Below are 12,833 nucleotides of genomic sequence, written 5' to 3' on the forward strand. Positions count from 1 at the left end.
ATAATACTGCTATGGGACGTCCAAAGAGCTTTAGCCGGGAGGAAGTGCTGGAAAAGGCGATGCCCGTCTTCTGGAAGCATGGGTTTGCGGACACGAGTCTCCAGGAACTGGAACGAGCCACAGGCGTGAACAAGTCAGGGCTGTATACCGAGTTTCGAGACAAGGAAGATTTGTTTGTAGCGTGTCTTCAGCACTACCTTGACACCCAGGAGAAGAGGGGGCTTCTCACCACTCAACCTTTTGGCTGGAACAACGTCGAGACGTTCCTCAAGCAAGGTCCCTACAACAAGGGAGACCAGCAGGGCTGCTTTTCCGTCAACTCTATGCGGGAACTCGCCATCCTACCCAGTCAAACCGGCGAGATGATGGCGGAAGCTCGAACACTGCTGCAGCGCCTTCTCGCTATGAATATCAACGCCGAAAAAACCAGGATGGCTCCATCCGCAATTTCGGAGATGGTGCTGTCCTTCTTTTCCGGCTTATGCATCGAGCGCAATCTGAAATCCGGAAAAGTCTCGTCGAACCGCAAAATCGAGAACTTTATGGCAGCCCTTCGTACCCTCTAATCAAGCAATGAGTCCCCTGAAATCAGCTCGCGCCTTACGGTATGACTTCGATTGCGTCGACCCGCGAGGGATAAAACGCCAGATGCTCCTTAATGGTGTCAACTGCTTCGTAAGGCTCTTCGTAGGTCCAAACGGCATATTCTGACTTCGCTCCACCACTGGGAATGCTGTAGTACGTGCAATCACCTTTGTACGGACAATAGGTGTAGTGCGTTGTCCGAACGAGGAGCGACATATCCGCATCGTCGCGCGGCAGGTAGTAGACAGGTGGGTATCCCTTCTCCTCCAGCCGAAGCGCTCGCGTCGATTCAGCGACGATCTTTCCGCCGACCGTTACACGGACCTTGCCCTCAGCAAGAGAAATCGTGATGGGATGGTCAGCCCCGGGAATCTTGACCTCTTTACCTTTGCTCGACCTGGTATCCTATGCGCTCCTCACGTTGCCGGTTAAAGCTTCGAACCACCATCGACGGGAATACTGGCACCCGTGATCCAGCGCGCCGCATCGGACGCCGCAAAGGCGACGACATCGGCGACATCCTCGGGTTTACCGAGCCGCTTCAGCGCCTGCATCCCCAGCGCAGCCTCGCGTCCCACTTCGGTCTTGGTGAAATTCGACATATCCGTGTCGATGACCCCTGGAGCGACAGCATTTACACGAATGCCGCCCGGCCCGAGAATAGCAGCCCAGTTCTTGACCAGAGTCTCCAGTGCCCCTTTGGTCGCGGCATAGGCAAGAATGGAAGGATTTTCCAACCCAGGCTTACCGACCACTGTATGGGCTACAGCAGAAGAGATAACAACGATGTTCGAACCCTCGCCTAGAACGGGCAGGAGTTGCTGTACCACGAAGAACGGACCTCGGACGTTTGTCGCAAAGAGGTTGTCAAAATCCTCTATCGTGTGATCCTCGATGCGGGCCAGCTTGCTGATTCCGGCGTTGAGTACAAGCACATCCAGCCGATCGCCGATGATGGAGCGCACCTGTTTGGTGAGAGATGAAGCACCGTCCGGAGTTCCCAGATCCGCTGAGATAGCATCTGCGCGGCCGCCCTTAGCTTGAATCGCGGCCACGAGAGACTCTGCTTCCTGTTTTGAGCGGCCGTAGTGAACCAGGATGTGTGCCCCAGCGTCAGCAAGCGCCAGTGCTGTCGCGCGCCCAATTCCTCTCGATGCGCCCGTCACGAGCGCCGTTTTGTTTTGAAGTGTAGTCATTGTTCTCTTTCGCTATCCAGGTGCCTCACGAGTGCACCCTTAGTTGAAAGTGAGGAACCAGATATGCGAGGTGACATATCTGGTTGCATCTATGGCCTGAATGCAGGTGCTGATTTAGGCATTCATTCCGCCATCAACGGTCAGATTTGCACCGGTGATGTATGAGGATTCAGGACCGGCGACGAACGCCACCATTGCGGCGATCTCCTCAACGTTCCCATAGCGGTCGAGTGCTGTGGCGGCCCTCTGCGGTACCGCCCAATCACCCGAGGCGGGATTCAAATCCGTATCGATCGGACCCGGCTGCACGTTGTTGACCGTGATGCCCCGGCTGCCGACCTCTCTGGACAGGGCCTGAGTGAACATTTTGACGGCTCCCTTTGTGGCCGCGTAGGGCACAAGACCGGGTGCAGCGGCACGCTCGCCCACGCACGAACCGACGTTGATGATTCGGCCACCGTCACCCAAGTGCTTAAGCGCCGCCTGAGTCGCGGCGAATACACCACGGATGTTGATGTTGATCACGAGGTCCATCTCTTCCAGAGTCGCCTCTTCGAACGATTTAGGAATGGCCGTGCCAGCGTTGTTCACAAGTACGTCCAACCGGCCGAAGGTCGCGACGGTCTTTTCGACCGCGGCTTTGACCGCTTCGACTTTAACAGCGTCTGCCTGGATCGCGACGGCCTTTCCACCGCCGAGTTCAATCGCCTTGACTACAGCCGCGGCCGCACCGGCGTCCTTGGCGTACGTGAAGGCTACGTTTGCTCCATCGGCAGCCAGACGTTTCGCAATCGCTGCGCCAATACCCCTGGAACCGCCGGTAACAAGTGCCACTTTGTTTGCTAACTTAGACATGGATCTCCTTGGTTTTCTGAAAATGATTGATCGATTCACTGATCAATTGACCGCCAGCGCATTCTGGCCTGCCAGACGTTTATCTGATGTGTGAGTTTTGAATCTGATTTGGCAGTCTCGGGAATACCGTCTATTCCTCAGAGGAATGCCAAACTGGTGCGGTGCGGAAGAGTGGCCCCGCGCATCTTCTAACGCACCGCGAAAGCGCAATCTACGGGATGATTCGTAGTTCCCGAAGCTTCGTCAGTTGTCGTCTGAAACTTTCATGCGTGTCGATACAATCAGCGAAGCCGGCTTTGCGGATCTTGATTGTGCTTAGGGTTACCTCTTCGCCGAAGTTGAGCATCCAGTCCACGAAGTGCCAGTTCGCGATCTGCTCGTACGGGGTTGCATGCAGTCCATAGCGAGCTACTATCGAATCCCACAACGGACCCTTCTCGCTCATCTCCGAAACTGTCGACAAAGCAAGAGGCTCGGCCACGGGAAGATCATAAAAAACCGCCAATTCGTTCCAAAGCTGCCGCCAACGGTAGAGGTCCCCGTTGGACACATTGAAGATTTCGTTACGGGCCTTGTCCTCGTCGAGCGCCCACAGGGTGGCCCGTCCAAACAACTCTGCATCGGTGGTTTCTTGAAGTGTGTTCCACCCTTCGCGGCGGCCTGGAAACCGCAACGGAAGCTCAAGTTCGCGGCTCATTGCAGCATAGGTAGCGAGGCTTGTGACAAGATTCATCGGCGAATTTAAGCTCGGCCCCATCACGAGATGCGGACGCAAGACCGTCCAGGTCGCTCCATTCTTGCTGGACCAAGCGGCAACGATATCCTCCTGTTGGTGGTAGTGGATCGGTGCGATAAGACGGGGCTCAGTTTCTTTTGCGGGAGCGTTGAACGCGCCTAAACTGAATCCATAAGATTTGGCTCCGCCCGCCAGAACGATGTGCTTGAGAGGGATATTCCGCGCCGCAAGGGCTTCAAGTGTGTTTGTCAGCATCCTGGCATTGGGTGCTACGGTTTCCGCCATCGTCGGCTTCTCAACATAGGCCGCGTAAACCAGATCGGTCACAGTATCCAGATTCGAGAAAGCCTTGATCGTGCTGTCACGATCCATAAGGTCGACGCTAATATGGCGGGGTGGGGTTTGGGTGCGATATGTCGGCGCAGGCCGGCGCGCTGCTGTAGTGATACGCCAGGCCGGGTTAGCGGCAACAGCGTCGATCACTCCTGTTCCAAGCACGCCATATGGACCAACGAGCAGGATTTCACGGTCCGAAGCTGACTCTTTAGACGTCGTGGTCATCGATGTTTCCTTCCATGTCGTATTGAGTGGTACTAAGCGACGCTCATCTGATGTGCCATTCCTGCAAGAAGATATGGTGCTTCGAGGAATACAAGCGATTCCAGATGGGAATACTCACTCAAGACGTGAATCCTTCTCTAGCAAAATACAATCCATTCCACAGAGGAATAGGGAGGCTGTATGGACCGATTGGATGCGATGCAAGCGTTCGTCCGAGTGATTGAGAAGGGGAGCTTCTCCGCAGTTGCGAAAGAACGTGGAATTGGTCAGCCTGCTGTTAGTAAACAGATTTCCTCCCTTGAAGAGGAGCTCGGCACCGAGTTGATTCACCGCACTTCTCGTTCCATTGCTCTGACTGAGGCAGGCCGCGACTTTTACGAGTCAGCCTTGCGCATTCTCGATGACTTTGAAAACGCGACTTCGCGAATCGGTCGAGGCCAGACCGCCCCGAAAGGCCTCATTCGAGTAGCCGTTCCTCCCACATTCGCCCGCCTCCATATGGTGTCAAAGCTGCCTGCATTTTTTACTGCCTACCCTGATATAGCGATCGAGATGTCCACATCGGAAAGTCCCGCAACAATCATCGAAGACGGATTCGACTTCGCAATCCACTCCGGTGACCTCCCGGACTCCACGTTGGTTGCGCGAAGACTGGGGCAGACGATGACCGTTCTCGTCGCAACCCCCCAGTACCTCGCACGTTACGGAGCACCGGAATCACCTGAGGATCTTAGCCGCTTTCGATCCGTCGTCTTTGTCGAGCGAGGTTCCATACAGCCGTGGAGCTTTGGCTCTGGACAAAATGCGAAGCGTGTTGTCCCCTCAGGAGTCTTTAGAACAGACGATATCGAACAGATGAGAATGGGTGTCCTTGAGCATTTAGGGATTGCTCAGGCGCCGGCTTGGCTCTTCGCTGCAGAACTCAGAGAAGGTACAGTTGTACGTCTTCTCACTCCGTTTGAACGTACAGTGCCGATCCTTGCTGTGCGGCCGGCGAGCCGCAGGATGCCTGCCAAAGTTCGCATCTTCATCGAACATCTAGAGAAGACTTTTGCACTTTGCTTCCAGTTCAATCCACGACCCAACTAGTACTGTGACGGAAAGTTCGGCCATCAAAACAAGGGACTGCAGCTCAACTCCGCGGTGATGACGAATCATTACTGACTGAAGGGCGTTTTCGGGGCTTCCAGCCGTGCGTGCGGACCTGAGGCTCGTCAAAAAAGCTCTAGCACAATTGCTAGAAAATGCATGCAAGTATTCACCATCCGACGGCCCGATTACCGTCGCGGTTGAGACGAATGGAGTATTCGTGATGACGAGCGTGGTCGATCAGGGCAACGGGATTGACCCCGATGAACAACACTTGATTTTTGACGAACTGTATCGCGGGAAGGACCATCGTCAGATGGTCCAGGGAACGGGAATGGGACTGTCAATTGCGAGGACTATTGTTGAGGCGCACGGCGGCTCGCTGAGTGTGATAAGCGAACGCGGCTGCGGTTCTGTCTTTTCCTTTACGTTGCCGATCGATCCCCAATTCATCCCTAGCTAGATAACTTCCTAGCCCTCGTCAGAATTCTTGGGGAATGTCTTCAGGGGCAAGGGGAAGGTGAAGAGAAACGAGATTGCTAGGAAACTAGCAAATCGGCCAGATACTGGGACTTTTCGATGATTACTGACGATAAGCAAGACTTGAACGAAGCCGCTTTGAGAGCGGCGGACGCATGCGCGTGTGGTTGAGCCAGCCTTGATGGCGCTGCGATAAGTTAAGTGGCAGGGGTATCTCTCAGCGCATGAACCGACCTTCGCTGGAGATGGCCGACATCGTTCACTGTGCCGGTGACGACTTCATAAAGCGCAGTCGCCGGTGGATCAGCTGGCAACATCAGAAGGTGTTGCTGGCCATCACCCGTTGCCGCACCGCTGCGCTGGGCGGGCATCGCGATCAGTGCTCCAGCTGCGGACATTCCGCCATCTCCTACTATTCGTGCCGTAATCGGCATTGCCCCGGATGCCAGGGCAACGCCCGTGTGCGCTGGCTCGAAGCCCGCCAACGCGAGCTTCTCCCTACCCGCTACGTGCATGTTGTCTTCACCCTCCCGCGCGAACTGGCCCCGCTTGCTCTGCAGAACAAGCGGCTGATTTATAACCTGCTGTTCCACTCCAGCGCCGCGACCCTGCTCGAGATCGCTCGCGATCCCCGACACCTCGGCGCCGAGATCGGCTTCTTCAGCGTGCTCCATACCTGGGACCAGCGCCTGCAACATCATCCCCATGTCCACTGCGTGCTCGCCGCCGGCGGCCTCGCTCCAGACCACTCCCGCTGGATCTCCTCCCGCCGCTCCTTCTTTCTCCCCATCAAGGTGCTCAGCCGCGTGTTCCGCGGCAAGTTCGTCGCCGGACTCAAGAGCGCCTTCCATACAGGCACACTCCAGTTCTACGGCAACCTCGCACCACTCGCAGCACAGGGGACCTTTACCTCCTGGCTCAGACTCCTGTTCCGCCACGACTGGGTCGTCTACGCCAAGCGCCCCTTCGGCGGGCCGGAACACGCACTGCGCTATCTCAGTGCCTACACCCACCGCATCGCCATCTCCAACCACAGACTCGTTGCCCTCGCCAACGGCAACGTCACCTTCCGCTGGAGAGATTCCGCTCACGCCAACAAGAAGCGGCTCATGATCCTGCCCGTCGATGAGTTCCTGCGCCGCTTCCTCCTCCACCTGCTCCCGCGCGGCTTCGTGCGCATCCGCAACTTCGGCTTCCTCACCAACCGGTACCGCGCTACGTTGCTGCCGCTCTGCTTCCACCTGTTCCACAGCACTGGACCGCCCCGACAGATAAATGCAGCGCAGACTTCAACCCATAGGAGCTCCGCATCGCTCTGGAACTGCCCTGTCTGCGGCGGAACCATGCACGTCGTCGAACACCTCTCCGCAGCTCAACTCCTGCTTCGCTCTCCTCCGCTGTCCCGCGAGTGTGCCGCATGAACCCACAGTTCCAACCTCGACCTGCTTACCTGCTCCGGCACGCACAGAGTCCCTGTGTCGCATCTCGCTCCAACCGCACTCGAGACCACCGCTTCACCCGCTGTCTGCTGCCTCATCCAGAAGCTTTGCCCCCGCGAACTCTTCCCACAATCCGCATCCGCACCACGCACCACCGACCTCCGATGCCCTCGGCCTCCGCGCAGCACCATTCAAATCCCATAGCAACCCAACTGCCAGCGGCTTCCTTCAAGTCGCTGTATCCGAAGCGCCGCCCCACAGCGCTTCAATCAACCAACCGGAAAAAATGGGCGCTCCAGATACAGCACTAAGACTTGTCGGTACGGATCGGATCTCGATGAGTGCGTTCGATCATGCACTCACCGAGATCCGCTGATATCAGATGGCCGACAAGCCGCCGTCGACGGACAACTCCACCCCATTTACGAAGCTCGAATCGTCTGAAGCAAGAAACAGCGCGACCGTCGCGATTTCCTCAGGTTGACCCATCGTTTCCCGCGGGATCAGGGATTCGAACATCTCCTTCGCCTCCTTGGTGAGAACTTCTTCCTGCATCGGTGTGGCGATCGGCCCCGGGCCCAGCACGTTCACCCGGATCTTCCTGCCCTTCAGTTCGTTGAGCCACGTGCGTGCGAAAGAGCGCAATGCTGCCTTGCTCGCCGCATACCAGCGCCAGGGCTGCTTTCGCGCAGTCGACGTCGTTCTGCACCGTGGGCGCCCCGCTCAAACCGATCGCCCCGACAATTTCTCCGTTCACCTTAACGGGAAACCCACCTCCGTACGCCGCCACACGCGAAAGCGTAGGGATGCCGGCCAAAAGCGACGGATCGCCCTGGATAAAGTTGAAAAAGTCCTGCGTGGAGACGCCGAACAGAGCTGTATACGCCTTATTCTGTGCAATCTCTATGGAGAGGAGGGGAGCCCCATCCATCCGGCTGAATGCCTTGAGATTGCCCCCGTCATCGAGGATCGCTACGTTCTCACTAACGCCAAGTTCTCTGGCTTTCGCCACCGCTTCATCCACCATCTTCTGTGCTAGATCAGAAGAGATGCTGTGTTTCTTCACTACGTTAGCCATCGGAAACCCTTCCTCTCCACTTTGGATATGCGTTTTGTGTTGATCATCCCCGCATTTCGCGGGTCCAGGTGTGCTTCCTGTCCCGCGGAATCAGCCCACCGAGATTTCGCAACGTGACTTCGCGTGCGTTGGTTCAGGCAATCATTCCGCCATCCACGGTAAGATTTGCCCCGGTGATGTACGAGGATTCCGGACCGGCGACAAACGCCACCAATGCGGCAACCTCATCAACGTGCCCATAGCGGTCGAGCGCTGTAAAGGCCTTCTGCGGTACCGCCCACTCGCCCGAGGCGGGATTCAAATCCGTGTCGATCGGACCCGGCTGCACATTGTTGACCGTAATGCCACGGTTCCCCACCTCTCTGGACAGCCCCTGGGTGAACATCTTGACCGCTCCCTTCGTGGCCGAGTAGGGCACGAGGCCGGGCGTCAGAGCACGCTCGCCCACAGCCGAGCCGATCGAGATGATGCGGCCGCCGCTCTTCATGTGCTTGAGCGCCGCCTGCGTCGCGACGAATACGCCGCGGACGTTGACGTCAATCAGGCGGTCCAACTCTTCCAGCGAGGTCTCCTCGAACGTTTTCGGAATAGCCGTGCCGGCATTGTTCACAAGGACGTCGAGGCGGCCGAATGTCGCCACGGTTTTTTCGACCGCGGCTTCGACGGCGTCGGCATCAGCGGCGTCCGCCTGAATTGCGATCGCCTTTCGGCCAGCGCGTTCAATCTCATTGACGACCGACGCGGCCGCATCGGCACCTTTCGTGTATGTGATGGCCACGTTCGCTCCGTCCGCAGCCAGACGCTTGGCGATTGCAGCACCAATGCCGCGCGAGCCCCCCGTGAGGCTGCCCGGCTCCAGACCGTCATCGACACGGTTCCATCTTTCTTGTGGACGAGTTTCCCTGATGGGTCCAAGGAATATCTGAACAAACGCTGGTACGAGTACACCGGTCTGACCCAGGAACAGGGGAAAGGTTGGGGTTGGAAGGTGGTCGTTCACCCGGATGACTTGGATCGACTCATTCGTGAATGGCTAGCCTTGCTGGATGATCCCAAACCAGGCGAACTGGAAACCCGCATCCGTCGATATGACGGAGAGTACCGATGGTTCCTCATACGTGTCGTTCCAGAATTCGACACTGAAGGCAACGTCGTCAGGTGGTTTGGAAGCAATACCGACATCGAAGATCGAAAAAGAGCGGAGAAGAAACTCCTTGAGGACGAGCTAGAGTTTCGCCGGATTACCGATGCTATTCCGCAGAGCATTGCCGTGCTTGACCCGAACGGCGTTGTGCTCTACGTGAACCAATCATCTCTCGACTATACCGGCCTCACTGCCCAAGACTTGTCTTCTCCAGAAGCTCGTGAGCGGGTCATCCATCCGGACGACGTAGAGAGAATACGGGACGAGCGGAGGGCCGCTCTTGCGCGCGGCCTTCCGTTTGAGTTTGAGGAGAGAAAACTGGGGAAGGACGGGCAATATCGCTGGTTCCTCATCCGCTACAACCCGTTCCGCGACGAACAGGGACGCCCGGTGCGCTGGTATGCGACGGGAACTGACATCGATGATCGCAAGCGCGCCGAAGACCGGACACGAAACGAAAACGTTGCGTTGCGCGAAGACATCGTACGCTCATCCATGTTCGAGGAAATCGTCGGTTCCTCCGAGCCATTACGTCGTGTGCTGGTTCAAGTTTCCAAGGTAGCTCCGACGGATTCCACAGTCTTGGTCTTAGGTGAAACCGGAACAGGAAAGGAGCTGATTGCTCGCGCAATTCATAACCGGTCCAAGCGTTCAAACCGTGCTTTCATACGAGTGAATTGCGCGGCGATTCCGACATCGCTGATTGCCTCCGAACTGTTCGGTCACGAAAGAGGATCCTTCACGGGGGCCACTCAGCGCCGCCTAGGTCGTTTCGAATCGGCCGATGGAGGAACGATCTTCCTCGATGAAGTAGGCGATCTTCCGCCAGAGACGCAGGTCACATTGCTGCGAGTTCTTCAGGAGCGGGAATTCGAGCGAGTGGGCGGTACTCAAACCGTTTCGGTTGACGTGCGGGTGATAGCGGCTACCAATCGAGACCTGCCCACAGCGGTGGCTGAAGGGACGCTCCGTCAGGATTTGTTTTACCGTCTCAATGTTTTTCCGATTCGATTACCCGCGTTGCGCGAGCGCATTGGTGATATTTCGTTGTTGGTCGAATACCTGATCGACCGTTACGCCCAAAAAGCAGGTAAGAAGATTCGAAATATAGACAAGAAGTCAATGGAACTCTTCCGCACGTATGACTGGCCAGGCAACATCCGAGAGTTGCAAAACGTAGTCGAGCGGGCGGTGATTCTATCTGAAGGGGAGACTTTCTTCGTAGATGAAGCCTGGCTTACGCGCGTGCCTCCCAAGTTGGCTGCGAAGTCTGTTCCGCTGGTTGCTGACCTCGTCGAGCACGAAAGGGAAATGCTCGAAGCCGCACTTCGGGAATCCGAAGGCGTAATTGGGGGTCCAACCGGCGCTGCCATTAAGCTGGGCATTCCTCGCCAGACCCTAGAATCAAAAATAAGGAAGCTGGGTATAAACCGGCACCACTTTAAGGCTTCTTGATCTTCCCGTAAGTAAACGTCAGCCGCTCTCTTCCAGTGCTTTTACTCAAGCCACTCGTGCTATGACGGCACTCCAAGACGGATCTTGCGTGTGAACTCGCACAGTTCTTGAATATCGTCACGCAAATAGCCCCTTGCGGCGTGCATGGAACCTTCTCGGAGCAAGAGACGCGCAAATTCTCTCTACCCTCCGCGTACTTCGCTCCAAAGCCAGCGACGAAAGGGCTACACGGCGGAGGGCATGGCACACACCCGCGCACCGAAGTAAAAGGCCTCTCCGCTGCAGTAGACCGCCTCCTGAACAGTGAAATGGTACAGGCTCGCTGTGCTGAACCCATTTCGAAGCCTCGACCGACGCCGCAGAGCTTTGAGCCAAATCTCATTTCCTCTTCGGCACCCGTCCGCATGACGAAACACGCGCGCGTCTATGACGCTGTAGAGCAGGCGCTGCGAAGCACAGACTTGCTCATTCAAACGGGCGGCTTCAGTGCGATCATCCTCGATTTTGGAGATCTTCCGCGCGAAGTTGTCGCTCGTATCGAACTTTCGACCTGGCACAGATACCGCGTCGCTTCCGAACAAACCCAATCGAGCATTGTGCTGCTCTCGCAAGACGGAGGCATCAGGCAAGCCGGGTACTCCATTCCCAAACATGGATGACCCGGTGAGATGTGACTGCTCCTGCATCTAGCCGGACCGAGTACTGTTACACCCTGGCGCTCCGATCAGGCAGGACTAATTGTATGCAAAGGAGATCAAATGAACAGATTTCAGCAAGGAAGCCTCTTCAAAGTGAAGCGAAAAGGCTGCTCCGATGTGTGGGTTTTTCGCTGGTACGACTATTCCTCCGGAAAGCGAATCTACAAGAAGGAGATCATCGGCAGCGTAGCTCAAATTCGGAGTAAACAAGAAGCGGAAAAGACTGTCGCTGCACTTCGCAGCTCAATCAACGTCGACATTGGAACACCACACACCATATGTGATCTCGCGGCGCACTATCGAGCGCACGAGCTGACTCAAGAGAAGAAATCGTTCTCGACAATCGATAACCATCGCAATCTATTCAAGCGTTACATTGAGCCAAGATGGGGGTGCCTTCGGCTTGGTTCCATTCGAACAGTAGAGGTCGAGGAATGGCTCCATTCTCTCCCATTGGCGCCGGCCTCGAAGGCGAAACTCAAGTGTGTCCTGTCGGTGCTGTACAACCATGCGATCCGCTATCAATGGCTAACGTTCAACCCGATCAATCGAGTGAGGACATCACAGAGACGTCTCCGCGATAAAGACATTCTCACGCCAGAAGAATTTCAGAAATTAGTACAACAACTCTCGGTGCGGGACCGGACCATGGTCTTGCTGATTGGCAGCACTGGACTACGTCGATCAGAGATGATCGCTCTGACGTGGTTAGACCTCAACACCAGGACGATGGAGGTCAATATCTTGAGGTCTTGCGTGCGCAATCGCTTCGGGAAGACGAAGACCGAGTCGTCCTGCCGCCCCGTCCCGCTTCATCCGCTTGTGCTCAGCGCTTTGTTGGAGTGGCGTGCGCAATCGCCCTATGCTACGGATGTGGATTTTCTGTTTCCCTCAACTCGGTTCAAAGGCAGCAAGCCCCTCAGCCCTGACAGCATCCTGGAGAAGAGTATTCGCCCCGCATTAGCGAGGATCGGAGTCGTTGGAAAGCAGATCGGCTGGCACAGCTTCCGTCATTCGCTGGCGACGAACCTGAGATCACTTGGCATCGACATTAAGGTTGCTCAGGAGTTGATGCGACATTCCAGTTGCCGCACAACGCTTGATATTTACACCCGCGCGGTAGACCAACAAAAGCGCGAAGCGAGCCTGAAAGTCGTGGAATTGATACTTCCTTTGGAGGTGAAGAAATTTCAGCACCCTTCCGCACCCTCGGAGACAGACGAGACTTCAAATCAGAGTCTGCAACGTACTCATTGCAGGAGGTTTATTGGTGGACCTGATCGGGATCGAACCGATGACCTCTTCCATGCCATCGGCCAAAAACATAAGTTGTTGACGGATAAGCAGTTATTAGTCGGCTGAGTCGGCAAAACCGGCCCAGTTTGCTACCAATGCTACCAATTTGCTACCAAAATTTAACCGAGCGGACTTGGGCTGAACCCGTGGGGGAGCAGCCCAAAACTCTTCCAGTACGTCCCTGGATTTGCGCTTTAGAGTTCGTAAAGACGATCCCGGCA

12 protein-coding genes and 2 pseudogenes are annotated in these 12,833 nt (G+C 56.1%); 7 read left to right on the forward strand and 7 right to left on the reverse strand.

Annotation, left to right across the window (positions count from 1 at the left end; genetic code table 11):
* The first annotated feature begins 11 nt into the window (after positions 1–11).
* The gene (locus BDD14_RS08815) at positions 12–566 is read left to right on the forward strand and encodes a TetR/AcrR family transcriptional regulator (protein WP_130418478.1); all 555 of its coding nucleotides are present in this window, start codon (positions 12–14) and stop codon (positions 564–566) included.
* Between the two features lie 34 nt (positions 567–600).
* Here BDD14_RS08815 and BDD14_RS08820 read toward each other — a convergent pair whose 3' ends face one another.
* From BDD14_RS08820 to BDD14_RS08835, 4 genes are all read right to left on the reverse strand, one after another.
* Positions 601–957 carry a DUF427 domain-containing protein gene (locus BDD14_RS08820; protein WP_130418479.1) on the reverse strand — a complete coding sequence of 119 codons (357 nt, stop codon included), beginning with the start codon at positions 955–957 and terminating at the stop codon, positions 601–603.
* Positions 958–1,013: 56 nt separating this feature from the next.
* On the reverse strand, positions 1,014–1,781 hold the full coding sequence (locus tag BDD14_RS08825; protein WP_130418480.1) for an SDR family NAD(P)-dependent oxidoreductase: 768 nt from the start codon (positions 1,779–1,781) through the stop codon (positions 1,014–1,016).
* 114 nt (positions 1,782–1,895) lie between these two features.
* Positions 1,896–2,636 carry a 3-oxoacyl-ACP reductase family protein gene (locus tag BDD14_RS08830; RefSeq protein ID WP_130418481.1) on the reverse strand — a complete coding sequence of 247 codons (741 nt, stop codon included), beginning with the start codon at positions 2,634–2,636 and terminating at the stop codon, positions 1,896–1,898.
* 211 nt (positions 2,637–2,847) lie between these two features.
* The gene (locus tag BDD14_RS08835; RefSeq protein ID WP_130418482.1) at positions 2,848–3,933 is read right to left on the reverse strand and encodes an SDR family oxidoreductase; all 1,086 of its coding nucleotides are present in this window, start codon (positions 3,931–3,933) and stop codon (positions 2,848–2,850) included.
* A 180-nt stretch (positions 3,934–4,113) separates the two neighbouring features.
* Here BDD14_RS08835 and BDD14_RS08840 point away from each other — a divergent pair, with 180 nt between their 5' ends.
* The 3 genes from BDD14_RS08840 (at position 4,114) to BDD14_RS08850 (ending at position 6,923) form a co-directional block, all read left to right on the forward strand.
* Positions 4,114–5,022 carry a LysR family transcriptional regulator gene (locus tag BDD14_RS08840; RefSeq protein ID WP_130418483.1) on the forward strand — a complete coding sequence of 303 codons (909 nt, stop codon included), beginning with the start codon at positions 4,114–4,116 and terminating at the stop codon, positions 5,020–5,022.
* 103 nt (positions 5,023–5,125) lie between these two features.
* Positions 5,126–5,485, forward strand: a complete 360-nt coding sequence (locus BDD14_RS08845) for a sensor histidine kinase (protein WP_130418484.1) — start codon at positions 5,126–5,128, stop codon at positions 5,483–5,485.
* Positions 5,486–5,726: 241 nt separating this feature from the next.
* Entirely contained in the window at positions 5,727–6,923 is a 1,197-nt protein-coding gene (locus tag BDD14_RS08850; RefSeq protein ID WP_130417055.1) for an IS91 family transposase, read from the forward strand.
* Positions 6,924–7,319: 396 nt separating this feature from the next.
* Here BDD14_RS08850 and BDD14_RS08855 read toward each other — a convergent pair.
* The 3 genes and pseudogenes from BDD14_RS08855 to BDD14_RS08865 form a co-directional block, all read right to left on the reverse strand.
* A pseudogene (locus BDD14_RS08855) lies at positions 7,320–7,607 on the reverse strand (SDR family NAD(P)-dependent oxidoreductase); the annotation flags it as partial.
* A gap of 16 nt (positions 7,608–7,623) precedes the next feature.
* A pseudogene (locus tag BDD14_RS32975) lies at positions 7,624–8,019 on the reverse strand (GlcG/HbpS family heme-binding protein); the annotation flags it as partial.
* A gap of 133 nt (positions 8,020–8,152) precedes the next feature.
* Positions 8,153–8,878, reverse strand: a complete 726-nt coding sequence (locus BDD14_RS08865; protein WP_130422892.1) for an SDR family oxidoreductase — start codon at positions 8,876–8,878, stop codon at positions 8,153–8,155.
* 27 nt (positions 8,879–8,905) lie between these two features.
* On the opposite strand from BDD14_RS08865, the gene BDD14_RS08870 reads away from it, so the two are divergent.
* The 3 genes from BDD14_RS08870 to BDD14_RS08880 all read left to right on the forward strand — a co-directional run bounded on the left by BDD14_RS08870 (position 8,906) and on the right by BDD14_RS08880 (position 12,678).
* The gene (locus BDD14_RS08870; protein WP_242617835.1) at positions 8,906–10,618 is read left to right on the forward strand and encodes a sigma-54-dependent Fis family transcriptional regulator; all 1,713 of its coding nucleotides are present in this window, start codon (positions 8,906–8,908) and stop codon (positions 10,616–10,618) included.
* Between the two features lie 404 nt (positions 10,619–11,022).
* Complete coding sequence (locus BDD14_RS08875; protein ID WP_130418485.1) at positions 11,023–11,277, forward strand: hypothetical protein; 255 nt, start codon at positions 11,023–11,025, stop codon at positions 11,275–11,277.
* Positions 11,278–11,376: 99 nt separating this feature from the next.
* Complete coding sequence (locus BDD14_RS08880) at positions 11,377–12,678, forward strand: tyrosine-type recombinase/integrase (RefSeq protein WP_130418486.1); 1,302 nt, start codon at positions 11,377–11,379, stop codon at positions 12,676–12,678.
* Positions 12,679–12,833: the final 155 nt, after the last annotated feature.

Origin of the sequence: Edaphobacter modestus (assembly GCF_004217555.1) — a bacterium.
Lineage (GTDB): Bacteria > Acidobacteriota > Terriglobia > Terriglobales > Acidobacteriaceae > Edaphobacter > Edaphobacter modestus.

Coding starts and splice junctions, on each gene's coding strand:
- BDD14_RS08830 (WP_130418481.1), bottom strand. CDS start 2,636: ATGTCTAAGTTAGCAAACAAAGTGGCACTTGTTACCGGCGGTTCCAGG.
- BDD14_RS08840 (WP_130418483.1), top strand. CDS start 4,114: ATGGACCGATTGGATGCGATGCAAGCGTTCGTCCGAGTGATTGAGAAG.
- BDD14_RS08850 (WP_130417055.1), top strand. CDS start 5,727: ATGAACCGACCTTCGCTGGAGATGGCCGACATCGTTCACTGTGCCGGT.
- BDD14_RS08880 (WP_130418486.1), top strand. CDS start 11,377: ATGAACAGATTTCAGCAAGGAAGCCTCTTCAAAGTGAAGCGAAAAGGC.
- BDD14_RS08835 (WP_130418482.1), bottom strand. CDS start 3,933: ATGACCACGACGTCTAAAGAGTCAGCTTCGGACCGTGAAATCCTGCTC.
- BDD14_RS08825 (WP_130418480.1), bottom strand. CDS start 1,781: ATGACTACACTTCAAAACAAAACGGCGCTCGTGACGGGCGCATCGAGA.
- BDD14_RS08875 (WP_130418485.1), top strand. CDS start 11,023: ATGACGAAACACGCGCGCGTCTATGACGCTGTAGAGCAGGCGCTGCGA.
- BDD14_RS08815 (WP_130418478.1), top strand. CDS start 12: ATGGGACGTCCAAAGAGCTTTAGCCGGGAGGAAGTGCTGGAAAAGGCG.